We start from the raw sequence: 25,846 nt of genomic DNA, 5'->3' as shown, positions 1-25,846 counted from the left end.
TTTAGGAAAAGTAATCAAATCCTTTAAACAAAAAGATAAATTACCATTATAAAATTGTTATTAGGGTGTAGTTACCGCAACTGGCAATACTTTTCCATTAAAAAATTTGTGCCCGGTTTTAGCGAAATCAGCAATATATTTACCCATCTCAAAGGCCATAACCGGACTTTGATATCCCGGAAACGCTGCCTCCAGCATTTCAGTTTGGGCAGAGCCTAAGGCCAAACAGTTTACTTTAATTCCGGTTTCGGCCAATTCAAAAGCCAGGCATTCCGTCAGTGTGTGCAAAGCCGATTTACTGGCAGAATAAGCCGCCAGTCCAGGAAATTTAACGCTGCCCTGAAAACCTCCCATACTTCCGATGTTAACAATGTGTCCGCCAGTTTGCATGAGTGGTAGAATTTGTTGAATCATCCTAAAATGAGAGATCACATTACTTTGGAGCATTTCGGCAAGATCTGCTTCTGTAGTTTGCAGAAAATGTTTGTTAATTAATGCACCCGCATTGTTAATTAAAATATCTACATGTCCCAATCGCTCTTTCAAAAATGGAATAAGCGCTGCATAATCGTCATTTACGATGTCAAACTCTACAGGTAATAATGTACAATCAGGGTTAATTCCCTTCGCAATTTCTAGTAGCTTCCGCAATTTATCTGCAGTACGGGCTATGGCAACAATTTTGTTTTCTTTTTGTAAACTGAATTCTAAAGCTGTTTCGAAACCAATTCCGCTGCTTGCCCCGGTAATTATAATGTTCATTTTATTCTTTTGATTGATATCAGCTTGAAATTGCTGTTGTTTGCTAAATTAAAATTAGTTCGATATCAAAATCGACTTAAAACCTTTATCGGAGGTAACTAGTGGAATTTGCAAAAATTTTGAAGTGGCAGCGATTATCGCATCGGGAGTTTTTACTCGATATTGCTGACGAATTGAGATCGCAATATTTTTTATTTCAGAATTCAATTCAATTATTACACAATCTTCTAATAAAGATTTTAGTCCTAATCTCTCGTTCTCCTTAAGCAAATGCCAGCCTAATAATTCAATTTCAGATATTACTGAAACGATTGCAATTCCATCTAGAAAGGGTTCGGTTTTTTCTAAACCCTCGTAAACATTAATGAGAAAGTCTGTATCAGCAACAAAACTAAATGAACTCATTTCTTATTTTTTGTTGATAATCAATGCCGTCAAGTCCACGCTGAAGTTTGCCGAAGTGCTTACGTAAGCTTTTTTTTGCAGCTCCTTCCGACACCTTTTTTATTGCTTCTTGTGCTTTTTCTTTAGTAACGGGTTGCTGAATTTCAACTATCATAATCAAATTTAATCAATTAAAATTAATTTTCGGCAGTCTTAAATTATTTGCATTTCGACTATTCCGCAACTAACTGGTTCACCGGATTTTTAATCACATGCAAACCATCATAAATCAATTTACGATGATCGGCTTCTCTGGCTGCCTTAAGCTCAAGGTAAATCAAAACGTCTCTTTCCAGTTGATGATAGATTTTCTTATGGTAAACAAGTTCCAGGATTTCCAAGGCACAAAGCCAGTCTTGCCTGTGGTTGGTTCTAAGTTGATCAAATATATCAGGCAGCAGCGCTAAGTGATCACCGCTTTCCCTAATTTCCCGAACGGTTTTGTATAGTTGATGAAGTTTTATGGTCTTATCATCATAAATGATTTGCTGAGTTTTCTCCAAGCTAACCAAGGTAATTTCTTCGAAAGCATCTTTATCTGCAGCTCCATTAAATACAGATACAATTTTATGCCCAACGGCCATGTCGTAAATTCCCCATTCGGGTTTAAATAAAACGTTTCCATTGCCTTCGGTAACGGTACATTCCTCAAACGTAATTAATATTGTCTTTTCCGCTCTTCTTAAAATATTATTCACCTTGCCCGCTACGGTAATGCCACTTTCAAAGGTCAAATTGGTTTTATTGCCGAGGTAAAGCCCAGCCATTTCCATTTCTCCGTCACTATAATATTCCAGGGGCTTTAGCGAACTTTTAAGTCTTCCAACAGGAGAGGAAAACCCATCTTTATGATAATCTTTGCCGTGATTTTGCAGCTGCTTTCCTGCGAAAGCCAATGCCGAAACGCCAGTAGTTTTAATAAATGTTACCTCATCATCAGCGTTTAGGCCAATATCAGTAAATACGCCGCTAACCTGCAAACCCGAGCTATACACTGCGGTAGCAACGTTCTTGCAAGCAATTGCTTTCATTACACTTTCTGCACCTCCAACCCTAAAGGCCATGGTATTTGCGAAGGTTTCTAAAACATCGATTAAATTTTGGAAAGTTTCTGTAACAAATAGTTGGGGCTGTGGCTTAGTAATGTCGTAAGCATAATTGATGGTGTCCATGTTATACCAAATTTTTTCAACATCCCTTTGCATGCAACTCGCACTTTCACCGATGGAAGAAAGTAATCCGGCACCATAGATTTTTGGGTTTTCCAAAGTTCCAATTAAGCCGTATTCCACTGTCCACCAATGCAGCCGACCCAACAAAGCCATTTCAGATGGTTCGCCCATATTCTCATTAATGTACCGAAGTTCTTTTTCTGCTTTGGCTATCTCGCTTTCGTTGGCATCAACAGCTTCCTTCAAAATAGAGAGCTTTCTAATCGCTTCATAAAGTTCAAAATCTTTTGCAGAGAACATCGCTTTTGCGCCAATAGAACCGAAGTAACTGAGGTAATTGTTATAGTCAGTATCTGCAATGATCGGCGCATGCCCAGCGCTTTCGTGAATAATATCTGGAGCAGGCGTATATTCAATGTGGTTAATTTGCCTGATATCAGCGGCAATAACCAAAACCCGGTAAGCCTGATATTCCATAAAAGCTGCAGGCGGAATAAAACCATCAACAGTAACTGCACCCCAACCAATTTTACCCAAATTATCATTCATGGTTTGCAAATCAGGAATATGTTCTATACTCAAACCCGCTCTCTGTAAACCCTTTACGTATGGATAATAAGCGACATTTTTTAAGTAGCTATAATTTTGTCGCATCACATACCGCCAAACCGCCTGGTCTATGGGCGTATATTTCTCGTAGTTTTGGTCAACAATAAACTGTTTTAAATGATTGGGTAGTTTGGCTACCTGGGCATTATTAAAGTCATTAAAATGGCTCATGGTTTATGAAAATAAGTTGGTCGGGAGCTAATATATGGTGTTGCCTTTATGTTAGCAAATAAGCGACTGCTTAAATTAACAGCACAGCGTAATAAAGGTTTGGGGCAATAAATGGTAATTTTTAATAAATAGATTAATCATTTGAAAAGCTAAACCTGCTTTTCATTTCAATGGGTAGCCGGGCTGTTCGCTAAATCTTTTACGCATTACAAATGCGTAAAAGGATACCGCTTCCATCCCGTTTAATCACAGCAGACTGTGCTCATCAACATGGTTTTTTGGGAATGTGCTCTCAACCATAAACAGTACCACGACCAGGGCTAGCTAAACCCGACTTAGTGGAAAACACGCAATCCCGATTTTTTATCGGGAGCGGACTTGAAATGAGGGCGGGGCCGGATTATCCTAACTGCTGCTGAACCTGCTTTTCAAAAAGAAATTAGTGCTTTTTGGCAACTTTCTTATCCCCGATTTTTTTAACGCTGAAGGTAAAGTAATGTTGGTAGAGATAGCTGAACAGTGCCATCAATATTGAAACTACTATTCTTGAAAGCATTGAAAGTGTAGGGTAATCCCGTAAAAGCTCGATTAAGAATTTGAGCAAAACATAGTTCGCTAAAATATTAATAAACTGAAGATTCAGGAAACGGAAAAGCTGTACCCGCCCTTTCAATTCGCTATGCGTAAAGATGATGTATTTATTTAATAAAAAACTTGTGGGTATGGCTACGCAATAATCCACTATTAACGATGCAGTTTCCCTTAATAAAACGATCGATCCAAAATGTACGTCTTTGGTTTTGAAAATAAAAAAATATGCAAAATAGTAACTAACTATCCCTAATGCCAATGTGCTGCCACCCGTAACTAAATACCTGAAATTGTGTATGGAAATGAATTTTTTAAATGGAGGATGAAAAAAATCTATAAAAGCTAAAATCGCCTTGCGCATCTATTGAAATTAAGTTCGCCAAAAATATAAAGATTTGGCACAATTGTTAAATAAAATGCAAAATGATGCTGGCGAAAGCCACTTTGAATAAGTTAAGACAAACAATTTAGAAGGCAGTATTTATTTCGCGTTGTTTTGGTAGGCGGGCTGTGCAACAAAATCAATCACTGCACACCAGGTGTATGTTGGGTGGCCTTGAATGCTTATGCCAACTGTGTTAAGTTTGTTTTTTTGATCGATAATGTTAAATCGATGCCCTAACTCGGGCACCCCGCAATCCAGAAGCAAATGGCAAACAATATCTAGGCTTTTTGAATAGCCAAAATCAATATTTTCGCTTTTGGTAAGGTTGGGAAAAAACTTTGAAAGACGTTTTGTGAATGAATTGCCATTACTGCTTTCATGCGAACTTAGGTTGTATTTTTTTAAATCTAAGGCATGGCTCTTACTCAATGCACTCAATTTCTCATCAGGATAAAACATCGGCAAATTTTTGACGCCACGTAAATGTTTAAGCAGGGAGATGTAGTAAGGGTTATCTTTTGTGATACGCAGTTGATTATAGTTGCGGTATTTTCGAACTTTAGCATTGTAGTTATAGATGTAATCATCCAGAAAAGTATAATAGAATTTTTCTCCATCCATGCGGATTAAATTCATGTACATCACAATATCTTTTTCTTCATTAGTTAGGTAGACAGCATTTGCCGCCGTATTGGCTCTTTGGAACTCGGCGTCGGACCAGGTTTGCGCTTTTACCTGACTGCTGGTAACGATAAGAAATAAAAAGACTAAAAATAGTTTATTCATCAAAGGGACGGTATTCATCAATAACGCCGTTAAAAATCATTTATTTTTAAACATCAGATTTTTAAACAAGTAAACTTTTAAATACACGCAAAAACCCTAAGGAAAATAGTTTTTCAGGGTTTTTTGCTATACACGGCTCATTTAATTTGTGGTAATCATATCTCTATAAAAAACATCCACCTGATGTTTCAATCCGTTGTGCATTGATCCATCTGGCTTCTCCGGTACATAAAAATGCAACTACGCCGCCAACATCGTCTGGTAACCCGACGCTGCCTAAAGCAGTTTGAGACGCATTGCCAGCATTCATTTGTTCTTTATCAAGAACTACTCCACTACTGAAATCGGTTTAAATAGTTTCAGGAGCGAGAATCTTAGACCTGATTCTATTACATTCAAAATTTCCTCTAAAAATATATTGTAAATATGCTAACAATAAGTTTAAGTAGGAGTCAATCGATTTTTGAGTTAGTACAAAATTGTCAGGCTTCCTGAAATTTGGTTACAATTATCTGATAAGAGGACAGTGTAATAATAAACTCCTGAAGGCAATAACGTTCCTTTATATGTACCATCAAACGATAGATTTTCCCCAATATATTCAAAGACTTTTGCTCCCATCCGGTTGTAAATTCTAGTAATAGCAAATGGGTATTTGTAAATATTTTTAATTGACCAAATATCATTGATGCCATCTCCGTTAGGAGAGAAAGATTTAGGTATTATCAATTCTGTTCCGTTAGTTTCTACAATAATCGCTGTTTTAGTACTTTCACATTCACCAACAGCATAAGAAACAAAAAGGGTCGAGCTACCACTCACTTCGGTTTTAAATAAGCCATTGTTGCTAATGGCCATTGGCTTATGGTTTTCGATAGCACTATATAGTTTGTAAATACCCTTGTTTTCTTTGTTTGTTACCACAATATTAACAGTTGAGGCCGCACAAATACTAATAGGCTCTACATTTGGCGCAGTTAAAAATTGTGTCTCGTTATTTACTGTAAAACGCTTGGTTAAGGTTTGGCAGTTTAACTGATCTTTAATGTTAACGTAATAAACGCCAGATGTTAAATTGATAGCGGATCCATTTGTGCTTATAATTTTATTTGTAACATCCGTCCATGAAAAAGCATAGGGTGGTATTCCTCCAGAAAGGTTTAAGTTAGTGATTGAACCTTGTCCTTGCCCACAATTATCTGACGAAATTGAAACAGCATTTTCATTAAGCTCCATTATTGGAATTTGATTTATTCTTATTGTCTTATATAATGTTTCGCAACCACTATCATTAATGAAATAAATTTTATAGATGCCAGCTTCCAAGTTATTAGCTACTGCTGTATTACTGATTATAGTATTAGATTCATTCGTCCATTTGATATTTGCCGGCATTGGCAATCCAGAAGAGGAAATTGTTGCATTTCCGTTTTTTAAATCACAGCTAGCATCAGCGGTGTAAACATTATAAGCTGGGTATATCGTTGGTTCAGGACCAGTTATTGAATAAGTCTTGCTAATGGCAATACAACCTGTTGGAGAAGTTGCAGTTAGTTTGTATTGTCCTGCGCCAACATTTTCTAAATCTAAGTTTCTGGAGATAACTTTTCCACTCACATCTGTCCAGGTGTAATTTGCTAAGCCATTGATTGATACTCCTTTTACAGAACCACTATTTACGCTACATAATGTTGGGTTAGATTTTGCCAAAGATTCATCCATTGTTATCTCACCAATTTCTACAATGGAATAATTTTCGGAAACGATGGCACCACAAGAACTCTGATCCCTTACCTCCAGTTTATATGTGCCAGCACCAACATTTATTAAGTCGATGTTGGTACCTACGATTGCATTTTTTTCATTAATCCATTTATAGGTTATAGTACCCATACCTGTTGTAGCTATTCCTGTAATACTTCCCGTTTTGGAAGAGCAAGATGTGTTAGTTTGCTTCACATTACTAAAATCTAAACTAGGACCGGAAGTATTTTTTAATACATAAGGGCCGAAATCTTTTACACAATCGCTTAATCCTACCAACCTTAAGGAATAACTTCCCGCCGGAGCGCCTTTTAATTCTCTATCGCGGCTAACAATTCTACCGGATTGATCAAGCCAATAATATTCTTTATAATAATTTGGATACAAATTTAGAATTGTACCAGGGCCGCCGCAGGCCGGATGAATTATAGTTGGTATTGCAGGAGCACTTAGTTGCGGAATATTATTGCCGATAGTGGCCCAATCAGAGTATAAAATACATCCAAATTGATAAGCTTTTAGCCTGTAATTTCCAGCTTTAACGTTAACTAAATCTTTGTTAGTGCCAACAACTTTTCCATCTTCATCGAGCCATTCCACATGATTTACATTCACTAAATTCACCCCTTCAATTTTTCCATTTGGAGCATCACAGGTTTGATTGGTAATTTTGAATGTTTGGCCAGTGTTCGTCAGATAAATTCTCGGATCAGAAAATTCTGATGAAATATTGTTAAGTGTTGCTCCAGCAAGAATGGCATAACCATTTTCAAAGGTTCCATTGTATAACCAGTTGCCGCTTGCATCAGTAATTACCGTAGCAAAAAATCTTTTTGGCTGGCAGTTTGTACATTCAGGATCCGAATAAAACAATTCAATTCTGGCTCCAGGTTTCGATCGTCCACTCACTGAATTTGAAGTAACATTATCTAAAAATACGTCCAAGGGCTTCGCATTAGGCCCTGTATCTGCAATCAGATAAGGCATTCTAGGGTTACAAAAAAAAGAATTATGGGATAATTCGACATTAGAACTTTTTTGCGACCAAACTGCACCCGGAAATAACCATTCATAATTTTTATAGTTATTGGTGTTTGAAAAAACATTTCCATCTTCCGTTAGTTGGCCACCAACTAGTACTCTACCATTGATATTATTAAGTGTTAGTGCCTGAGTAAAAATCGGTAAAGGTTTGTTTTTATCTTTCGATATCCCAAAACTATTTCTTGTTATTAAGATATTAGCATTATCAAATCCACCTAGTGATAAACCAATACCAAACACATTATCAGAAACTATAATCGAGGATGTTGATGGATGATTGAAGTTAGCATCAATAGAAAACCCAATAGCACTATTCCTGCTATTGCCTATTATACCTGGCCTTTCCTCATTTTTATTTGCGTAAAAAATATTGTTCTTAATTTCTAAGTTGAATGGTACTGTCAATAATGTACCAGGTAATGCAACAAAACTACTAAAATCACCATATATAATATTTCCTTCAGCTTTTGTATCGCCACCAATTACAATTTTTGATAATCGATAAATCTGGCTTGTGCAAACATATTTATCAGCGATAATAATCCCATCTTCATGTACCCCGAGGTAAGTGTTTTTTAAAATAAAATTGGGTAAGGATGATCCAATGCCTGGATCGTTGAAGTTACCGCCTATACCAAGCATGTTGTAAATTACATTTCCTTTGCCAACTGCTCCAATTTTTACATTATTTACTTGTCCTTTAAAATATAAAGCACTAATTGCTGAAGAACCATTTGGAAAAATCTGAAAAAAGTTTCTTGCGACCATGCCATATATTTCGAAGGTATTTACTTTCGATATTTTTAAAAATGCTTGAATTGAAGAGGAAACGAATTTAAAATTAGTGCCATCAAAAATGATCTTGGCACCATTTGCAGATACATCTGCTCCTGGCTGTGTACTCGCATCTATAACAAGATCTGAAGTAATTTCTGGTAATTCTGTCAGAAGTTGAATTGTGCGGTCACCAGCACTAAGATTAGGGATATTAAAATAGACATAATCAATCTCCCCATTACCATTGGCCATAGCTTTTGATAGTGCTTCGCGAAAGCTACCAACACCGTTATCGTTATTATTTATAACGGTAAATGTTTCCGCATTAGCTTTAAGAAAAAGAAGCAATAAAATAAAAAGGGGAATTATCCTTTTATACATAAAGAGAGCGCTTAGTTAGTTTAGTTATTCGTAAATATAATATTTTCCAGTATTTAGAACAAAAAAGTCGCAAGCTTTTAAACCTGCGACTAAGTATGTGATGTGATGCTGCGCTAAATTCAAAGCCAAAGAATTGCTTTAGCGCATGTAGAGTCTATTATGCCAAAAGCGTTCTCCAGCTTACCGCTTTGCCCACAATGTCCGCTAGTTCTGCAATTGCAACACGTTCCTGGTCCATGCTATCGCGGTGGCGAATGGTAACGGTATTATCTTCTAAACTTTGGTGATCAACTGTAATACAAAATGGCGTACCAACAGCATCCTGACGGCGGTAGCGCTTTCCAATAGCATCTTTTTCTTCATAAATACAGTTGAAATCAAATTTCAAAGTATCCATAATTTCACGAGCCTTTTCTGGTAAACCATCTTTTTTAGTTAATGGGAAAATAGCCACTTTGTAAGGTGCCAAAGCAGGGTGTAAGCGTAATAACGTACGGCTATCTTGTTTTTCTTCAGTGCTTAAATCTTGCTCTTCGAAAGCATTAATCATCGTTAGTAGGAACATACGGTCTAAACCGATAGATGTTTCGATTACATAAGGAACATAATTTCCGTAAGGTTTGCCATCTTCATTTAAATCGTTGTCGAAATACTGCATTTTCTTGCCAGAAAACTCCTGGTGTTGCGTTAAATCGAAATCGGTTCTGCTGTGAATACCTTCGACTTCTTTAAATCCGAATGGGAATTCAAACTCAATATCAGTTGCCGCATTTGCGTAGTGCGCTAATTTAACGTGGTCGTGGTAGCGGTATTTTTCTGATGAAGTTCCCAAAGCTTTGTGCCATTTTAAACGAGCTTCTTTCCAGTACTCAAACCATTTTTTGTCTTCTCCCGGACGAACAAAGAATTGCATTTCCATTTGTTCAAACTCTCGCATGCGCATAATAAACTGACGAGCAATTACCTCATTTCTAAAAGCTTTTCCAATTTGTGCAATACCGAACGGAATTTTCATTCTTCCAGATTTTTGAACGTTCAAAAAATTCACGAAAATACCCTGGGCAGTCTCTGGTCGAAGATAAACTTCATCACTACCTTCTGCCATAGCTCCAAACTGAGTGCTAAACATCAGGTTAAATTGGCGAACATCTGTCCAGTTAGATGTTTTTGAAATAGGGCAGATTACCTTGTAATCAACAATTAAATCTTTCAGCTGTGTTAAATTCTCAGCTTTAAGGGCAAGGTTCATTTCTACCTCAAGGGCTAAGCCTTTTTTTACAAATCTCCAGCTTGCTTCATCAACAAAAGGATATTTTGTGTTGTCTAAAATTCCTTCCTCATCTTTAAAACTCGGAACCCAGCTTGCTTGGCCTTCATCGCTTAAATTTAAAATCTCTTGCTGAAATTCTTCAAATTTAACTTTGTTTTCAGCACTGAAATTGGCAAGTTCAGCATATAGTTCATCAATTTTATTTTCTAGCAATTGGTCGGCACGGTAACGTTTTTTAGAATCCTTGTTGTCAATCATCGGGTCGTTAAAGCCATCAACGTGTCCGCTTGCTTTCCAAACTTTCGGGTGCATAAAAATCGCAGAATCAATGCCCACAATATTTTCATGCATTTGAACCATGGCTTTCCACCAGTACGTTTTAATGTTGTTTTTCAACTCGGCACCCAATTGGCCGTAGTCGTAAACGGCACTTAAGCCATCATATATTTCGCTGCTTTGGAACACGAAACCGTATTCTTTAGCGTGTGATATTACATTTTTAAATTGTTCGTCGTTATTCTTTTGAGCCATAATGCAGGCAAAGATAATAAAAAGGTGGAGGGTTTAAAGGTATAAGGTTGAAGGTTTTTGAGCGGGAATGATTAGCCGATTTAGGGGAAAAGCAAATGCAGTGCTTATCGGTTTATTTCAGTCCCGCTCGCTTTACTTCGTTGCACTACGTGTTCGCTGCAATCGGTTTTAAGGTGGCTAAAGTTGCGAATTTATTCACGTTTAAAATGCACAACGCCAAGAATTCCATTTTACATCATCCATTTTTTCCTATTTTTGAAACATGAAATTTCACTATCTACTTTTCTTTGCTGCAATCTCAGTTTTTACTGCTTGCAAACAAGAAGAAAAAGTTCATCATTATATTAAATTCAATAAAACCGAAGAATTATATCAGTTCTTAAAATGGTCGCCCGAGAAACACTATCCATTAATTAGCGCTCACCGAGGCGGACCAATGCCTGGATTCCCTGAAAATTGTATTGAAACTTTCGAAAACGCCACCACGTATAACCCGATGGTGATCGAATTTGATATTGCATATAGCAAAGATTCGGTAATGGTGATTATGCATGATGATAAACTGGATAGAACTTCGACAGGTAAAGGGGCTATTGGAAATTACACTTACGAAGAACTCCAAGCTTTGAACCTGAAAGATGGCGATGGAAAAGAAACCAGTTTCAAAATTCAAACTTTGGATAGCGTATTGAGCTGGAGCAAAGGCAAGGTTTTGCTCACCATCGATTTAAAACGTGGAGTGAGTTATGCCAAGGTAATTGAGAAAGTAAAGCAGTATAAAGTTGAAAGCAACTCAATCATCATAACTTATACAGCAAATCAGGCACAGAAAGTCCATCAATTGGCTCCTGATTTAATGATCTCTGCATCGGTGCAAAAAAAATCTGAACTGAAACGATTAAACAGTTTGGGTATCCCAAATAACAGAATTGTAGCTTTTGTGGGTGTAAGTGCGCCAGATAAAGAACTGTATAGTTATCTGCATGAAAAAGGAATTACAACCATTTTGGGTACAATGGGTAACATCGATAAAAGCTCTATTGCCAATCCTGCCAAAAATGTTTACTATCATTTGGTCAATAATGGAGCAGATATTTTGTCATCGGATAACATTGCCCAAGCTGCCGAACAATTGGATAAATTTCGGTATAATAAGAAGCTGAGTTCAGCCAATATTAACTAACCGAAACATCCAGCGTAAAAAACACAAGGTTAAAAATAACACGATGAGTATTTTAGTAAAAAATCTGTCCAAACATTATCATAAACAGAAGGCAGTAGATGCGATTAGTTTTGAAGCCAAACCAGGACGGATTTTAGGTTTCCTGGGGCCGAATGGTGCAGGGAAATCGACTACGATGCGCATGCTTACCGGTTATCTAGAACCTACCTCGGGCCACGCTGAAATTGCAGGCAGAAATATTTTAACAGAAGCCATTGAAGCAAAAAAGCATATTGGCTACCTGCCAGAAAACACACCGCTTTACACAGACATGTACATCAGGGAATTTTTGAATTTTGTAGGCCAAACCTATGAAATGAAAAATTTAGCTCACCGTATTGATGATGTAATTAAAATGGTTGGCTTAACACCTGAGCAGCATAAGAAAATAGGCATGTTATCTAAAGGTTATCGCCAGAGAGTTGGTTTGGCTCAGGCGATCATTCACAATCCTGATGTTTTAATCCTGGATGAACCTACGTCTGGCTTAGATCCAAATCAATTGGTAGAGATCAGAGCACTGATCAAAGCGCTTGGAAAGAACAAAACCGTAATTATCTCTACGCACATCATGCAGGAAGTTGAGGCCATTTGCGATGATATCATTATCATTAATAAAGGTATGATTGTAGCTAACGATTCACTCGAAGGAATCAAAAACTCAAATAATAATAGCTCATTAGAAGCTATTTTTAGAAAACTTACAGCTTGATCTATGTTTAAAGTACGTTTCCTGGCTCTTGCTGCTATCCTTCTTTTATGCTTAAATGCGAAAGCACAAACTTCTTCTAATATCAGCATCGGCGCCGAATTTGGACTTCCATCTGGAAATTTCGTCAGTTTATCTGGGATAGGTTTGGGCGCTTCTGCAAAGGCAGAGTTTCCAGTGTCACCACAAATAGTGCTAACCGTTAATGTAGGTTTTATGAATTTCTTCGGAAAACGAAACCAATTAATTAATCTACCCGATTTAACTTATATCCCACTCAAAGGCGGAGTTAAATACCAAAGCCAAAGTTTTATGCTGAAGCCCAGGTAGGAGCAGGGTTGTCGATTAACGGACAACGAAATGTTTTTATTTGGTCGCCCGGAATAGGGAACCAATTCAAATTATCTGACAGAAATAAACTGGATATTGGCATCCGTTATGAAGCTTGGGCCGGTAAAAATGAAACCAACATTTTGGGTATTAACAATTCTAGCTCAAAAGGATTTGCAGGTATTCGTGTTGCCTATGTTTTTGGCCTGTAGAGTAATGAATAGACTTGGCACTATTAAAATAATTTTTTTTGATTTGATATTATTATTGCTGATAATCAGGTAGATGTGATTTTTTTCGACCGATTTGCGTAACTATTTGATGATAATTAACGTCTATTGCATCAACTAAATATACGTTTAATCAAAAATCAGATGAAAAAAACATTATTATCTTTATTAATGCTTGCTGGCATAGGCTATGCAGCATCAGCTCAAACAAGTAAACCTGTAACCTTTGGCGTAAAAGCAGGTGTTGCTTTCCCAAGCATGAGTATTTCTGCTGGCGGTACAACAATTGGTTTCGATTCAAAAACATCATTTTATGTTGGTGGAACAGCAGAATTTGCATTGTCAGACATTATTTCCATTCAACCAGGCTTAAGTTTTATAGGTAAAGGAACGAAATTGGGCGGCGAAACTTTCGATTTCGAAGAATCAGATTTAACTAACGAGTCAGCTACTTTAAACTTAAATTATCTTGAGTTGCCAGTGAACGTTCTTGCAAATTTTAAAGTGAATAATGCAGGAAAAGTATTCATTGGCGCAGGGCCTTATTTTGCTTATGCTTTAAGTGGAAACGTTAAATATGGTTCTGAAAAGGAAAAAATCGAATTTGATTCAAACGATGGCATTAAACGTGGAGAATTTGGATTGAACTTTTTAGCTGGGTTTCAATTCAACAACAAATTAAATATCCATGCTGGTTATGGATTAGGTTTAAGTAGCGTTATTGATGAGCCAAGTGAAGTAGATGTTAAATTCAAAAATAAAGTATTTTCGGTAGGCCTGGGTTATTCTCTCTAAGCAATACAATCATATTTAGAAGCTTCTTGGTTAATTTCAAGAAGCTTTTTTGTTTAAAATGAATAATTACTACCCTGTTGTTGATCATTTCGTTTTGTAACTTCGGATCAGGACCATCCGGGCATAGGTTTTATAAAACCGAATTACGAAAGTATCACTAATGTTAGTGAATTATTTCAGGCTTATTTACTTCGAAATCATCTTTAATATGCTCAAATAAATGGTTAACTTCGACGTTTTATTAGCACATGTACGCAGTTTTTAGACGCGAGTTATTCAGTTTTTTAAGTTCGATGGTTGCTTACATCACCATTGGTATTTTTTTATTGGTTTCTGGTCTTTTGCTTTGGTTTTTTCCTGATACCTCCATTCTTGATTATGGATATGCTGATTTAGGTGGCTTCTTCAGCCTGGTTCCCTATTTATTTATGTTTCTTATTCCTGCAATTACCATGCGATCTTTTGCTGAAGAAAGACGTGAAGGGACCTATGAATTGCTTATTACCAGGCCAATTACCATTTGGCAGATCATTATCGCAAAATATTTGGCCAGCCTGGTATTGATATTGTTTTCGTTGATCCCAACATTAATATATGCTTATTCGTTATCCAAACTTGGATTTCCGGAAGGTAATGTAGATTCTGGAGCGATAATCGGATCTTATATAGGCTTGTTTTTATTAGGTGCAACCTTTACATCAATTGGCTTATTTTCTTCAGCGTTAACGAAAAATCAGGTTGTTGCTTTTGTAATCTGTGCGGCCTTATGTGCTTTTGCTTTCTTAGGTTTCGATTACAGCAGTCAACTTATTTCGCTTCAAAACATAGAAGGTTTTATTGCCAATTTAGGAATCAATCAGCATTATAACTCCATTAGTAGAGGTGTGCTAGATACGCGAGATTTAATCTATTTCATTACAGTCTCTTGCCTGTTTTTATTTTTTACCAATTTAGTGATAGGAGGGAAACGATAATGGCTAAGAATAAGAAATGGATAAACTCAGTTGTATTTATTGCAGCCTTAGTTTTGTTAAATGTAGCAGGTAATTATTTTTTTCATCGCTTCGATTTTACTGAAGATAAACGCTTCACTTTAGGCGAAAAAACGAAAACACTTTTAGCCAATAACCGTAAGCCAATTACGATTACCGTATTTTTAGATGGTCAGCTTCCACCAGCTTTTAAGCGATTGCAAGCAGGGGTTAAAGATTTGCTTTCTGATTTTGCGGCTTATTCTACTGCTGAAGTGAAACTGGTTTACATAGATCCTTTAGCGGGATTAACAGTTGAAGAGCAAGATACTGTAATTTACAATATGGCCCAGTATGGGATTGAAGCTACGAGAACTGCTTTAAAAACCGAGAGCGGTACTACCGAAAAAATTGTTGTTCCAGCAGCTGTAATTGAGGTGGATGGGAAACAAATGCCGGTTAAACTGCTACAAAACTTTAATGTTGCAGGCGGCTATGAAGAAAATATTAATCGATCGATAGAGAATTTAGAATATACCTTTACTTCTAATTTAAAAAAGGTGCTTAATGGTTACAATCCACGGATTGGTTTTACGGAATCTAACGAAGAATTGACCGATTTAGAATTGGAGGATGCAAGAGTAACTTTAGCTAATAATTACATTGTAGGCCGTGTCAATTTAAATACGATCACTAAAGAAGGGTTGGATAAGCTGGACATGATGATCATCGCGAAGCCTAAAAAACCTTTTACAGAAACTGAGAAGTATAAAATAAATTATTTTGTAATGAATGGCGGTCGTGTGCTTTGGAGCATCGATCAAAATAATGCAGATTTAGAAAATTTAAGAACCCAAAACGGCCAGCTGGCAACGGCAAGAGACCTGAATTTAGATGATATGCTGTTTATGTATGGCTCCAGGGTAAATTACAATATCATCGCTGATCCAGCGAACAATGTTGAAATTCCGGTTTCAACCGGAGCAGTTGGCGGCCAAAGTCAAATGCAGTTGATGCATTGGATTTATTATCCGATTCTACTTCCCGATACCACTCACAGCGTTGTAAAGAAATTAGATGGAATTAAATCTGAATTTCCAAGTACAGTAGATACAATTGGTGTAAAAGGTGTTCAAAAATCTTATATTTTATCCACTTCGCCTTATAACAAAATCTATAATTTGCCTAAACCTTTTAGTTTGCAGATGATTGCAGAGCAACTAGATCCCCGTGAGTTTCAAAGTTCACCACAGCATGTAGGTTTGATGTTAGAGGGCAATTTTCCGTCGGTTTTTGCAGGGCGACCACTACCTGCAGGGATTGATCAACCTTATACAAATGTCGCCAACAGTAAATCTTCAAAAATGATTGTGTTGGGAGATGGTGACATTTTTAAAAATCAGGTTTCAGAAAAAGATGGTTCTGCATTTCCCCTAGGTTTCGATCGTTATTCGCAGCGCACATTCGGTAATAAAGCACTTTTATTAAATATAGTAGATTATTTTACTGATGATGATAACTTAATTACCTTACGTGATAAAGAAGTTAAAATAAGATTGTTGGATAAAGCCAAAATTAAACTCGAAAAAACCAAATGGCAGTTTATAAATGTAGTTGCTCCATTGCTATTGTTAATATTCTTTGCGATTTTTCAACATTATTACCGCAAATACAAGTACGCTAAATAATTTTTATATTTTTGAAGAAGACTAAATGATATCATGAGATTTATTGTATCCACATCAACTTTATTAAAACACTTGCAAACTGTAAATGGTGCCTCAAGCAGCAGTACAGTTTTACCAATACTAGAAAATTTTCTTTTCGAAATTAAAGACGGAAACTTAACGATCTCTGCAACCGATTTACAAACGAGCATGACAACTGCTTTGGCTGTAGAATCAAAGGAGGAGGGTAAGGTTGCGGTTCCATCTAAAATCTTATTAGATACACTTAAAACGTTACCAGATCAGCCAATTGCTTTCAATATTGATGATACTTCTTTCGCAATAGAAATTAGCGCTGGCGATGGAAAATATAAACTAAGTGGTGAAAATGGTGATGATTTTCCAAAAATCCCGGTGGTTGAAAATGCCTCATCCGTTAATTTGCCTGCATCAGTTTTAACTGAGGCCATTACCAAAACGATATTTGCAGTGAGTAACGATGAGTTGCGTCCGGCAATGACTGGTGTATTCTGCCAATTATCTCCTCAGCATATTACGTTTGTAGCAACTGATGCACATAAATTAGTTCGTTACCGCAGAATGGATAGTAAAGCTGATAAAGCAACATCATTTATTTTGCCCAAAAAAGCTTTAACACTTTTAAAGGCAGCTTTGCCATCAACAGATATCAATGTGTCAGTTGATTATAATGCTACAAGTGCATTCTTTAAGTTCGAAAATATCAACTTAGTGTGTCGTTTAATAGACGAACGTTATCCTGATTATGAAGCAGTAATTCCTCAAAATAATCCTAATAAACTGGTTATAGACAGGGGATTATTTTTAAATACACTACGTCGTGTAGTTATTTTTGCTAATAAAACTACCCATCAGGTAAGATTAAAAATTAACGGTAGCGAGTTGAATATCTCTTCAGAAGATTTGGATTTTGCGAACGAAGCACACGAGCGTTTAAGCTGCCAATATGATGGCGAAGATCTTGAGATTGGTTTTAATGCCCGTTTCTTAATCGAAATGTTGAGTAATTTGAGCGGTGATGAGGTTACTTTGGAATTATCCACTCCAAATAGAGCTGGACTTTTAATTCCTCAAACCAACGATGAAAATGAAGATGTATTAATGTTAGTGATGCCTGTAATGCTTAACAACAGTTATTAAAATATTGTTTCTAAAGTTAGAGTATTAAAGGTGGCTTGGTTTTTGACCGAGCCATCTTTGTTTACCGACCAAATAATCTAACTATGAAAATCTTTATTAAATGCTCACTCTTTCTATGCTTCGTATTATTTATTAACTGTATCATAGCCTGTAAAAAACCAGATCCAAATGTAGTAGTAAAAGGAGAGGCTAAAGTTAAATTCATAAATGCTACGTTAACAGAAGCTAATCAAGATATTTATGTAGATGGCCAAAAAAATTCGACCAATGCAATTGCCTTTACTGAATCAACTGACTATTTAAAAATTGTTTCGGGAAGTAGAAGCGTTAAATTCATGGGTTCAGCAAATCTCCCAACAGAATCTACCTTTAATTTTACCCCATCTTTAACTTACTCTACATTTTTAGTTGGTAATCGTACCGGAGCAAGAGAAATTATAACTTTTGAAGATAATTTAAGCAATACCGAAGCAGGCAAAGCCAAAATTAAACTCATTAACTTAACGCCTTTTTTTTTAACGGGCATAAATGTCAGCGTTCAAGCGGGCACTCAGTTTGTTAACGGTTTACTCTACAAAGAAGCATCTACTTATTTCCAGGTGGATGCTGGAATGAGCCTTAGGTATAATGTTGTAGGCTCGGGAAGTATTAAAACCATTGATGGAACTTTACTTGAAGCAGGAAAAATTTACACCATCTGGTTTAGTGGAAGCACAGCCACAGCTTTAGAAGCGCACATTATAACTGATAATTAATTCATAAGTTCATATGCTTTCCATTATCTTTACGTTTTATAACAACAGTATTCCTTTTTATGAAAAGACGTAATTTTTTGATTTCTTCAAAGCTGATAATTTTAATTTTTGCTATTGTTTTATTTAGTGCTTGTATTAAAAACGATAATTCAATTGTTGGAGATGCAAAGGTGAGGATATTTAACACAGTCATTTCTGATACCTCTCAAAATTTTTATTTCAATCAAGCTTTATTTAATAGTGTTACCGGGGTTTCGGCTTTGGCAACCAGTACAAATACGGCGTATTTTGTTGTAGAAGGTGATAAAGAATATCTAATTGATTCCAGAAATAGCGTTACCGGCGTTACAAACAATTCTGTGAAACAAAGTTTTGCGTTAGGTAAAAATTATTCAATTTATTACACGATAAAAAACACTTTGGCTACCACAAAACCAGAAATGATTATTTATCAAGATACCGTTAGGCAAAATAATAACGTTGCACAAATCATGTTTATTAATTTAGGCCACACATTACGCTCCAAAGTAGAGATTAAAGATAAAAGCGGAAATATTGTAGAAAGCATTGGTTATGGAGAAAAAACAACTTATAAACAAATTTCTGATGTAGGCAGGAGTAATACATCGATCATACTAAACTTGGTAGATTCTACTGGCGTGTTAGATTCTATTTCATACACCAACTTTGCAAAAGGCAAGGTCTACACTGTAATTATTGAGGGTGCCAAAAATGGAAAGCTTAAAGAGCGATTAGTGGCAAATAATTAATTCTTAGAACAGTTCTCCATTATCCCTTCAATATTCATACTTTTGACAAATTAAAAATTAACATCACTTGGAATTTTTCGACTTACTCATACAATTACTTACTAATACAAAAGAAACGTTAGAAGTAATTATGCAGGAATACAAAACCTGGACTTACCTGATTCTTTTCATTATTATTTTCGCCGAAACCGGCTTTGTGGTTACCCCATTTTTACCAGGTGATTCCATGTTATTTGCTGTAGGCGCTTTAGTGGCTGGGGATGGAACAGGCTTAAACATCTGGTTTATGCTTCTTATTTTAATTGCTGCTGCTATTTTAGGTAACTCAGTTAACTATCAGCTTGGTAAATATTTTGGGATCAAAGTATTTAAAGAAAATAACAAAATTCTCAAACTGAAATATTACCACCAATCTCATGAGTATTTTGAAAAACATGGTGCTAAAGCCATTATTTTTAGCCGTTTTTTACCGATCATCAGAACTATAGCACCATTCGTAGCCGGTGCTGCAAGAATGTCGTTCGGTAAATTTACTTACTACAATATCTTAGGGGGTATTGCCTGGATTGCGAGTTTACTGTTTGCTGGTTATCTGCTCGGTAAAATCCCATTTGTAGAAAAGAATTTCGAAATTTTGGTGCTAATTATTGCAGTTGGAACTTTCGTGCCTGTAATTTATGGTGCTTTAAAGTCAATTTTTTCAAAGAAAAAAGTTGAAGAGATTATTGAAGAAGAAATAAAAGAAGACTAAAATAAAAGTTTGATACTTTAGGCCGCAAATAAGCAGATTTTACTGTTTATTTGCGGCTTTTTCATTTATTTTTACAGCTCCCTTCCAATAACGGTGCCCTGCTGATATTTCTTTTCCGCCTCTTCGGTTGCTTGCTTTTCGGCGGGGTCAGTCTCTAGCTTCACCAAGTTCTTAAGCTCCGGTTGTCCTGCATCTACCCAGGCAGAATACCAAAATGATCCGATTTTCTATAATAGCAGATCGCATTTGCCGCTCAAACATCTTATTCATTTAATCATGATAGGTTTTTGAATATTCTACGGAAAACTGTTTTAAAACGGTATTGTTTCGTTCAGAGAAGCTATATTTTTTATCGGAAGGAAAAGCTGCTGCCAGTGTTGCTTCCAAGGTTAAAACCGTATCCACCAGGCTATGGGTATGTTTAACGATCTTCCATGCTTCTTTTAAATGATTTTCGATGTATTTCGCTTTGCCGACAACAAAGTTATAATTCGAAGCAAATAACTCCGGTAATCTACTCTCCCAAAAGGCATGAATGCCAACCTGATTTGTTAATTGGCCGTTGTGGTTTGCAGTAGTGTGCAACGGTACGTGAGCATCACCTATATAATGACCTAGATCTGCAGAATATTTTAAAATTTTAATCGAATCACGACTAGCAAATGCTTTTACCAGACTAAAATAGGTACGCTGAATTTGCCATGGCACTATCCCATTTGTATTGAGATGTTTTTCGCCATATTTCGCTAATGCATCGTTCCATTTTTCAGGAATACTATCGATATCTTTCTCATATTTTTCTACATCGAGATAGTGCCTGGGTGCTTCCAGGGTATCAGCATATCTTCGTTTATTAGGGTCTATGTTCAGTGATAAACTTTGTATTTTTCTTGTAAAATACGATCATGCCTTGCGGAAGGGTGAAAATTTCAATGTTGTTTATTCTTTGGTGCGCAAAGAAACCCCAGGAAGTGCATAGAATGAAAGGGATGATTAACACAATTAAATTCGTTAATCTTTTCATACTATGAATTTACATAAATAAATTAAATTCTAAGCTCCAAACTGATTTAAGTGATGGTCTAAGTGCTTGTAAAACATATTGTTCCATTCTGTTTTGGTTAGCTTCCCAATAGAGTGTGAATCTTTTCCGTTGAAATCATCTTCGCCCAACTCTTGTGTTTAATTGATGTAAGAAATTAAGCGATTTTTTTTCTCAAATTCCTTCTCATCAGTAACTACGAACGATGGAGCAGTTTGGCTATTTCTTTTATAAGGTTTTTCGCTTACGACAATGTTCTTTACAAGAGCTTTCATGATGAATTTCATAAATGGATTAGGCTTTGCATGTTTGGTATCATACACCAATTCATAACTTACATTGCAATGGGCCAGCATTTGAGAAACGTTCATTTTACCCCAAAGCTGTGAGGTATGTGGGCTTAATTTGTTATTCTTTCAATTACTTCGCTAGTTACTGCGAATTGAAAAATGTTCTTCATGTTTTTAATTAATCAGATGATCTCTGTATTTGTCTCTATATAATTAACATGAAATATCAAACTTCTTAGCATATCGAGTTTTCGATGTCATGCTTGACTTTTATTATAATAGGATCTTAATTCCTCAACATTTTAAATGAAAACCAACCTAACAATGCTATAATAACTGCCATTAATACCCATAACCAAGCCTTGTTTTCAAATAATGGTTTCTCAATTTTTTCAGTATACGCTGGATTTTGCTCCTCTTTGCCAATGGTTAAAGCAGCTAAAACAGACGGGATTTTGCTTTCAAACTTTTCAATTTCATAATTTGGGGCAACAACTGTGTTATTTCTATAATATAAAGCGTAATGGAGAGTTGGGATATCGAAACGAGCAACCAGTTCGAAAATATTTCCTTTCAGTTCTAGCCCGCTGACGCTTAAAGGTTTATTGTCGTTATTTTGTATGGTTATTTTCAATGTCGAGGCAATGGTGTTTGGAAAATTAAATTCTGAGGGCTCGAGCGAACTCAAAGTTCCGTTATATAACTCAGCATAATTAAATTGCATGCCTTTTTCTGTTCTGACACTGTCAGTAGCGTATTCGATTTTAAAAGATCGATAAAAGTCAAAGTCGCTGTTAACATTAAGCTTAAAATTTGATACAGGCGTTAGACGGGTTAAATCAACGGTTATGACTGTCTCCTTAGCTTTTGCATCATTATATAATTGATAAGTTTTATATTTTACATCCTGATAAGTGCCATTTATAGTATCGGTTTTAAAAATTTTTGCTTCTAATAATTCTGGCTGAACTGGGCTTTTCAAAGCAATTCTGAAATACTGATATTTTGAATCTGGAAAACTCAATTTAGTAAACTGATAATCGGTATCAATATTTTTAATTGAAAGAATGCGGTAATCTTTCAAAATAGAAAACCATTTTAAATTATCGTTGCTGCCTTCCAAAGTAGCCTGCCAATCAAAATTACTTTGTTTGAATGATAAATTAATTTGATTAATTGTAGTCGCCACATTGGCTTGAAATGTGAAATAATAAAGGCCTAAATCCGAACTTTTATTAATTATTGCAAAGTCTACTTCCTTCGAAATAAATTGATCTACCCGCTGCTTTAGCAAATAAGGAACTTCAGTGGTATCTTTTCCATTTACACCAAAAATCCTTAAGTCCTGGAAGCCCTTATTTTCGGCTGCATACAGTTGTTCGGGTAATTTTATGCTATGCCAAATTGCATTAACACCGCTAATATCTCTTTTAAATTTATAGCTGCTGGTTTGTGCTTGAGCAATTCCATGACCAAGCAAAAGCACTAAAAGAATACTAATTTTCAGTTTTAACATCATCAATAATTAAATGTTTGTATTTGTTGTAGAGAAAAGAAATTATAAGTAAAAGGACACCTAAAGAAACAAAAACCACAGTTTTAGCGATTGTACTCAACGAATAAATATCATAAAAGAAAAGTTTAATTAGCGTTATGCCAAATAATACTATTGCTCCAATCCTTAAATGTTTTTTGTTTTTTGCAAGTCCCATTCCGATGAGGAATAAGGAGTAAATTCCCCAAAGAATGCTCAAACCAAGTTTGTAACTCTTATCTGTTCCGGATAGCTCCAAAATGTTAATCAACTCACTGCTAATTACCCATAAAATTGAAATGTAAAGCAGGTACTCGAACATAGTTTGGAAGTTCTTTTTAAGCAGCCCTGAGTTTTGCAAATAATAACATTGAGCGATAAGAAGTGCAAAAAATGCTATCGATATATATCGGATAACAATATTAAATGAACTGATATTAAAATATTCGTTTTCCGTTGATAAATATTTATCACGCAGTTCACTAAGCGTGTATAATCCATTAGTTAGGAAAAGTAAAATCATCACCAGGTTGATGATAAGATTTGCAATGGCAAGTTCGTTTTTCTGAATTTTTTTAATATTTAGAAAGGTTAGCGCAGTTGCAAAAAACATAGAATAGATATAAAGCCAAGCCGTTGTAAGGGTTTCGTAATTATAATTGAAAGCATGACTTGCATCGTCAAAACCATTTCTTTGACGGAGTGTAACTTTTGTTGACTCTAATAAACCGCTGAAATAACGGACAATTTCTATTCGGAAAGTAATGTAAACAGTTAAAACAAGAATTGATGGAAGCGCATAATTCAAAATGCTTCTTATCCAGAGCCACTCGCCAGATTTTTGGGTTTCCTTAGTGTTGATGTTCAGCATCCAGGCAAAACTACCAATGAAGATACAAGCAGTTAAAAAGCTAACATTAAAGAATGGAAGCACATGTGGTGCATTTCCATAATCTATGTCGTTAAACCTTGCCCAATCTTCTAAAAGACTGAAGAATGCTAAAAGTATTAATGGAAATGATAACTTTTCGTAGATAGCAATTCCTTTAACCCTAGCCAAATAGAAGAGTACAGCGGCCTCAACTGCCCAGAAAATAGTTACCCAACCGCCATTAAGTTGCACCGGAACCGCCATCGTAATAAAAGTGATCACCATGGCTAAAATCAAGTAAAATAGGTTTTTGTCAGCAAGCTGCTTCTTGTAGATAATTAAGCTTACTATGAAGTGGATCACTGCGTTGGCGAGCGTAAAAAGCCCCAGTAATTCAACACTATTTTTGTTAGCAGCTAGAATAAAATATCCGATTCCGTAGTAAATGAAAGAATTCAAAAGCAAAACAACGACATCACTAAAGCCAAACATTTCCTTTTTTGACATCTTATAAGCTAAATTGGTAATGTAAAAAATGATGAAAAACACTGAAGAAAATAAAAGCGATAGGGCGAAGTGATCTTCTTGGCCTCTTAAATTTAATCGCCAGGAAAGAAATATGATCCAGGTTAGGCCGAAAGATGCATAAAAAAGTGGCTTCCAATATTTTTTAAAACTCAAAATCAGGATGCCGATGTTGATGATAGCCATATAGGTAAACAATACGCCAATCTTTCCTGAACCATCGCTGAGCAAAAATGGAACAGCATAAGCACCAACCAAGCCAATATGGGCAATAACCTGTTTGTTGTATTTTATGGCAGCTACAACAGTAAAAGAAGTGAAGACAACCATCAGCAGAAATGCTAAGGCTTGCGGAATAAGCGAATAGAAATCATAAGCTGCATAGGTAATAAAATACATGATGGCGATGGCACCACTGACTAATACAGCCGAAAAGTTTTCGTATTTCTCTTTCAGTTTAATTGCGAAAGCCATTAATCCGGCACCAACCGCATAGCCCAAAACAATCCGGGTGAGCGGGCTGATCATATCATGATCTATAGCGTATTTTGCCCCGATGCATACACCAAGAATTAATATGAGAATACCAATTTTGCTGATCAGATTTTCTCCGATGAACTTCTCAAAATCCGATTTAACCATGTTTTCCCGTGTAAACCGATCTGCAAAATTACTTTGCGGTTGATTTACGGGCGGTTGGAATGGACTTGGAGCAGCTTGTGGTGCAGGGTTATTTTGATTTACCGTACTTGGCGGAGTATTTCTAGGTGGAGGTGCAAGAATAGGTTCGGCAATTGGTGTTGAAGGTTGAACATAAGTAGCGCCAGGCGATTGTAAAGCCCTCACTTCCTGTTTTAAAGCTTCTATTTCTGCCTCAAAACCTTGTTGCCTTATCAGTAAATTTTCGAGCTTCACTAAAAGCAAGTTTAATCTCTCTGAATTATCCATTCTATATTTTCGGTAGTCGTTAATTTATTAAATATAGGAATGAATTTTACAAGGTTAAGGAAAATATTCGATTGGTGTATTTAAATTGGTAGCTTTGAAAAAAAGATAAATGGAAATATCCTGTCCCATCTCTGCAGAAAGAGTAAATGAAAATGTAGTTAGATTGATTGCATTTATAGTTGCATGCATTGCAATTGGCTGTGTTATATTCTCAAATTATTGGGTGATGTTTTTCCTAACCGTCGATTTTGCTTTAAGGGCTTTTAGTTCTGGAAAGTTTAGTCCGATGAAGTTTGTAGCCATTAATTTAGCTAACGCTTTCAGCTTAAAGCCTAAAATGACCGATTTAGCGCCTAAAAAATTCGCGGCAACCATGGGCTTTGTCTTCTGCCTATTGATTACCGCGACATTTATACTGAACTTCTTAACAGTGGCCTTAACACTAACTGCTATAATGATAATTTTTGCCTTGCTCGAAAGCTTATTAGGCGTTTGTGTAGGTTGTTATGTTTATACTTTCGTCAATCTGATTTCGAAAGGTAACAAGTATTAAGCGTTTATTACATGCTT

Annotated in this window: 25 protein-coding genes; 12 read left to right on the top strand and 13 right to left on the bottom strand. The window is 36.1% G+C overall.

Going from position 1 to position 25,846, the window contains the following annotated elements:
- Positions 1-60: 60 nt before the first annotated feature.
- From OQZ33_RS15080 to OQZ33_RS15040, 9 genes are all read right to left on the bottom strand, one after another.
- Positions 61-762 carry an SDR family oxidoreductase gene (locus OQZ33_RS15080; RefSeq protein WP_265799888.1) on the bottom strand — a complete coding sequence of 234 codons (702 nt, stop codon included), beginning with the start codon at positions 760-762 and terminating at the stop codon, positions 61-63.
- 54 nt (positions 763-816) lie between these two features.
- Entirely contained in the window at positions 817-1,167 is a 351-nt protein-coding gene (locus tag OQZ33_RS15075; protein WP_265799886.1) for a type II toxin-antitoxin system VapC family toxin, read from the bottom strand.
- Positions 1,154-1,321, bottom strand: a complete 168-nt coding sequence (locus tag OQZ33_RS15070) for a hypothetical protein (RefSeq protein ID WP_265799884.1) — start codon at positions 1,319-1,321, stop codon at positions 1,154-1,156. Before OQZ33_RS15070 ends, OQZ33_RS15075 begins: the two co-directional genes overlap by 14 nt.
- 58 nt (positions 1,322-1,379) lie before the next feature.
- Complete coding sequence (locus OQZ33_RS15065) at positions 1,380-3,158, bottom strand: aromatic amino acid hydroxylase (protein WP_265799882.1); 1,779 nt, start codon at positions 3,156-3,158, stop codon at positions 1,380-1,382.
- 439 nt (positions 3,159-3,597) lie between these two features.
- Positions 3,598-4,110 (bottom strand): GtrA family protein, encoded by a 513-nt coding sequence (locus tag OQZ33_RS15060; RefSeq protein WP_265799881.1) that lies wholly within the window; start codon positions 4,108-4,110, stop codon positions 3,598-3,600.
- Positions 4,111-4,230: 120 nt separating this feature from the next.
- Positions 4,231-4,920 carry a CAP domain-containing protein gene (locus OQZ33_RS15055; protein WP_265799880.1) on the bottom strand — a complete coding sequence of 230 codons (690 nt, stop codon included), beginning with the start codon at positions 4,918-4,920 and terminating at the stop codon, positions 4,231-4,233.
- 163 nt (positions 4,921-5,083) lie between these two features.
- Complete coding sequence (locus tag OQZ33_RS15050) at positions 5,084-5,230, bottom strand: hypothetical protein (RefSeq protein WP_265799878.1); 147 nt, start codon at positions 5,228-5,230, stop codon at positions 5,084-5,086.
- A gap of 158 nt (positions 5,231-5,388) precedes the next feature.
- Complete coding sequence (locus OQZ33_RS15045; protein WP_265799877.1) at positions 5,389-8,886, bottom strand: gliding motility-associated C-terminal domain-containing protein; 3,498 nt, start codon at positions 8,884-8,886, stop codon at positions 5,389-5,391.
- A 157-nt stretch (positions 8,887-9,043) separates the two neighbouring features.
- Complete coding sequence (locus OQZ33_RS15040) at positions 9,044-10,687, bottom strand: glycine--tRNA ligase (RefSeq protein ID WP_265799875.1); 1,644 nt, start codon at positions 10,685-10,687, stop codon at positions 9,044-9,046.
- A gap of 262 nt (positions 10,688-10,949) precedes the next feature.
- Between OQZ33_RS15040 and OQZ33_RS15035 the strand changes: the two genes are divergently transcribed.
- The 11 genes from OQZ33_RS15035 to OQZ33_RS14985 all read left to right on the top strand — a co-directional run bounded on the left by OQZ33_RS15035 (position 10,950) and on the right by OQZ33_RS14985 (position 20,066).
- On the top strand, positions 10,950-11,870 hold the full coding sequence (locus OQZ33_RS15035) for a glycerophosphodiester phosphodiesterase family protein (RefSeq protein ID WP_265799874.1): 921 nt from the start codon (positions 10,950-10,952) through the stop codon (positions 11,868-11,870).
- A gap of 43 nt (positions 11,871-11,913) precedes the next feature.
- Positions 11,914-12,621: an ATP-binding cassette domain-containing protein gene (locus OQZ33_RS15030; protein WP_265799871.1), complete on the top strand. Its 708-nt coding sequence runs from the start codon at positions 11,914-11,916 to the stop codon at positions 12,619-12,621.
- Between the two features lie 3 nt (positions 12,622-12,624).
- Entirely contained in the window at positions 12,625-12,948 is a 324-nt protein-coding gene (locus tag OQZ33_RS15025; protein ID WP_265799869.1) for a hypothetical protein, read from the top strand.
- 8 nt (positions 12,949-12,956) lie between these two features.
- Positions 12,957-13,160, top strand: coding sequence for a hypothetical protein (locus tag OQZ33_RS15020; protein ID WP_265799868.1), 204 nt, complete (start codon positions 12,957-12,959; stop codon positions 13,158-13,160).
- A 162-nt stretch (positions 13,161-13,322) separates the two neighbouring features.
- Positions 13,323-13,973 (top strand): porin family protein, encoded by a 651-nt coding sequence (locus OQZ33_RS15015; RefSeq protein WP_265799866.1) that lies wholly within the window; start codon positions 13,323-13,325, stop codon positions 13,971-13,973.
- A 248-nt stretch (positions 13,974-14,221) separates the two neighbouring features.
- Entirely contained in the window at positions 14,222-14,947 is a 726-nt protein-coding gene (gene gldF / locus OQZ33_RS15010; RefSeq protein ID WP_265799865.1) for a gliding motility-associated ABC transporter permease subunit GldF, read from the top strand.
- Complete coding sequence (gldG, locus tag OQZ33_RS15005) at positions 14,947-16,632, top strand: gliding motility-associated ABC transporter substrate-binding protein GldG (protein ID WP_265799864.1); 1,686 nt, start codon at positions 14,947-14,949, stop codon at positions 16,630-16,632. Before gldF ends, gldG begins: the two co-directional genes overlap by 1 nt.
- Positions 16,633-16,665: 33 nt before the next feature.
- Positions 16,666-17,790 carry a DNA polymerase III subunit beta gene (gene dnaN, locus OQZ33_RS15000; RefSeq protein WP_056851361.1) on the top strand — a complete coding sequence of 375 codons (1,125 nt, stop codon included), beginning with the start codon at positions 16,666-16,668 and terminating at the stop codon, positions 17,788-17,790.
- Positions 17,791-17,873: 83 nt separating this feature from the next.
- Entirely contained in the window at positions 17,874-18,545 is a 672-nt protein-coding gene (locus OQZ33_RS14995) for a DUF4397 domain-containing protein (protein WP_265799861.1), read from the top strand.
- Between the two features lie 59 nt (positions 18,546-18,604).
- On the top strand, positions 18,605-19,315 hold the full coding sequence (locus OQZ33_RS14990) for a hypothetical protein (protein WP_265799860.1): 711 nt from the start codon (positions 18,605-18,607) through the stop codon (positions 19,313-19,315).
- A 67-nt stretch (positions 19,316-19,382) separates the two neighbouring features.
- Entirely contained in the window at positions 19,383-20,066 is a 684-nt protein-coding gene (locus tag OQZ33_RS14985; protein WP_322975070.1) for a VTT domain-containing protein, read from the top strand.
- A 270-nt stretch (positions 20,067-20,336) separates the two neighbouring features.
- On the opposite strand, the gene OQZ33_RS14980 is transcribed toward OQZ33_RS14985, so the two are convergent.
- From OQZ33_RS14980 to OQZ33_RS14965, 4 genes are all read right to left on the bottom strand, one after another.
- Positions 20,337-20,774, bottom strand: a complete 438-nt coding sequence (locus OQZ33_RS14980; RefSeq protein ID WP_265799858.1) for a zinc dependent phospholipase C family protein — start codon at positions 20,772-20,774, stop codon at positions 20,337-20,339.
- Positions 20,775-21,248: 474 nt separating this feature from the next.
- Positions 21,249-21,479: a hypothetical protein gene (locus OQZ33_RS14975; protein WP_265799857.1), complete on the bottom strand. Its 231-nt coding sequence runs from the start codon at positions 21,477-21,479 to the stop codon at positions 21,249-21,251.
- A 205-nt stretch (positions 21,480-21,684) separates the two neighbouring features.
- Complete coding sequence (locus OQZ33_RS14970; protein WP_265799856.1) at positions 21,685-22,917, bottom strand: hypothetical protein; 1,233 nt, start codon at positions 22,915-22,917, stop codon at positions 21,685-21,687.
- On the bottom strand, positions 22,895-25,276 hold the full coding sequence (locus OQZ33_RS14965; protein WP_265799854.1) for a DUF2339 domain-containing protein: 2,382 nt from the start codon (positions 25,274-25,276) through the stop codon (positions 22,895-22,897). The genes OQZ33_RS14970 and OQZ33_RS14965 overlap by 23 nt, the downstream gene beginning before the upstream one ends.
- Before the next feature lie 109 nt (positions 25,277-25,385).
- Between OQZ33_RS14965 and OQZ33_RS14960 the strand changes: the two genes are divergently transcribed.
- Positions 25,386-25,829, top strand: coding sequence for a DUF4395 domain-containing protein (locus OQZ33_RS14960; RefSeq protein WP_265799852.1), 444 nt, complete (start codon positions 25,386-25,388; stop codon positions 25,827-25,829).
- Positions 25,830-25,846 lie beyond the last annotated feature (17 nt).

The sequence above is a fragment of the Pedobacter sp. MC2016-05 genome, assembly GCF_026239735.1.
In the GTDB taxonomy this organism is placed as follows: Bacteria; Bacteroidota; Bacteroidia; order Sphingobacteriales; family Sphingobacteriaceae; genus Pedobacter.
This window is presented reverse-complemented; position numbering and strand designations above follow the sequence as displayed.

Excerpts from the sequence above, each read along its gene's own strand:
- OQZ33_RS14970 (WP_265799856.1), bottom strand. The coding sequence starts at position 22,917 with ATGATGTTAAAACTGAAAATTAGTATTCTTTTAGTGCTTTTGCTTGGT.
- OQZ33_RS15070 (WP_265799884.1), bottom strand. The coding sequence starts at position 1,321 with ATGATAGTTGAAATTCAGCAACCCGTTACTAAAGAAAAAGCACAAGAA.
- OQZ33_RS15055 (WP_265799880.1), bottom strand. The coding sequence starts at position 4,920 with ATGAATAAACTATTTTTAGTCTTTTTATTTCTTATCGTTACCAGCAGT.
- OQZ33_RS15050 (WP_265799878.1), bottom strand. The coding sequence starts at position 5,230 with ATGAATGCTGGCAATGCGTCTCAAACTGCTTTAGGCAGCGTCGGGTTA.
- OQZ33_RS15040 (WP_265799875.1), bottom strand. The coding sequence starts at position 10,687 with ATGGCTCAAAAGAATAACGACGAACAATTTAAAAATGTAATATCACAC.
- OQZ33_RS14960 (WP_265799852.1), top strand. The coding sequence starts at position 25,386 with ATGGAAATATCCTGTCCCATCTCTGCAGAAAGAGTAAATGAAAATGTA.
- OQZ33_RS15025 (WP_265799869.1), top strand. The coding sequence starts at position 12,625 with ATGTTTAAAGTACGTTTCCTGGCTCTTGCTGCTATCCTTCTTTTATGC.
- OQZ33_RS15060 (WP_265799881.1), bottom strand. The coding sequence starts at position 4,110 with ATGCGCAAGGCGATTTTAGCTTTTATAGATTTTTTTCATCCTCCATTT.
- OQZ33_RS15015 (WP_265799866.1), top strand. The coding sequence starts at position 13,323 with ATGAAAAAAACATTATTATCTTTATTAATGCTTGCTGGCATAGGCTAT.
- OQZ33_RS15080 (WP_265799888.1), bottom strand. The coding sequence starts at position 762 with ATGAACATTATAATTACCGGGGCAAGCAGCGGAATTGGTTTCGAAACA.
- OQZ33_RS15075 (WP_265799886.1), bottom strand. The coding sequence starts at position 1,167 with ATGAGTTCATTTAGTTTTGTTGCTGATACAGACTTTCTCATTAATGTT.
- OQZ33_RS14975 (WP_265799857.1), bottom strand. The coding sequence starts at position 21,479 with ATGAACGTTTCTCAAATGCTGGCCCATTGCAATGTAAGTTATGAATTG.
- dnaN (WP_056851361.1), top strand. The coding sequence starts at position 16,666 with ATGAGATTTATTGTATCCACATCAACTTTATTAAAACACTTGCAAACT.
- OQZ33_RS15030 (WP_265799871.1), top strand. The coding sequence starts at position 11,914 with ATGAGTATTTTAGTAAAAAATCTGTCCAAACATTATCATAAACAGAAG.
- OQZ33_RS15065 (WP_265799882.1), bottom strand. The coding sequence starts at position 3,158 with ATGAGCCATTTTAATGACTTTAATAATGCCCAGGTAGCCAAACTACCC.
- OQZ33_RS14995 (WP_265799861.1), top strand. The coding sequence starts at position 17,874 with ATGAAAATCTTTATTAAATGCTCACTCTTTCTATGCTTCGTATTATTT.
- gldG (WP_265799864.1), top strand. The coding sequence starts at position 14,947 with ATGGCTAAGAATAAGAAATGGATAAACTCAGTTGTATTTATTGCAGCC.
- gldF (WP_265799865.1), top strand. The coding sequence starts at position 14,222 with ATGTACGCAGTTTTTAGACGCGAGTTATTCAGTTTTTTAAGTTCGATG.
- OQZ33_RS15045 (WP_265799877.1), bottom strand. The coding sequence starts at position 8,886 with ATGTATAAAAGGATAATTCCCCTTTTTATTTTATTGCTTCTTTTTCTT.
- OQZ33_RS14965 (WP_265799854.1), bottom strand. The coding sequence starts at position 25,276 with ATGGATAATTCAGAGAGATTAAACTTGCTTTTAGTGAAGCTCGAAAAT.
- OQZ33_RS15035 (WP_265799874.1), top strand. The coding sequence starts at position 10,950 with ATGAAATTTCACTATCTACTTTTCTTTGCTGCAATCTCAGTTTTTACT.
- OQZ33_RS14990 (WP_265799860.1), top strand. The coding sequence starts at position 18,605 with ATGAAAAGACGTAATTTTTTGATTTCTTCAAAGCTGATAATTTTAATT.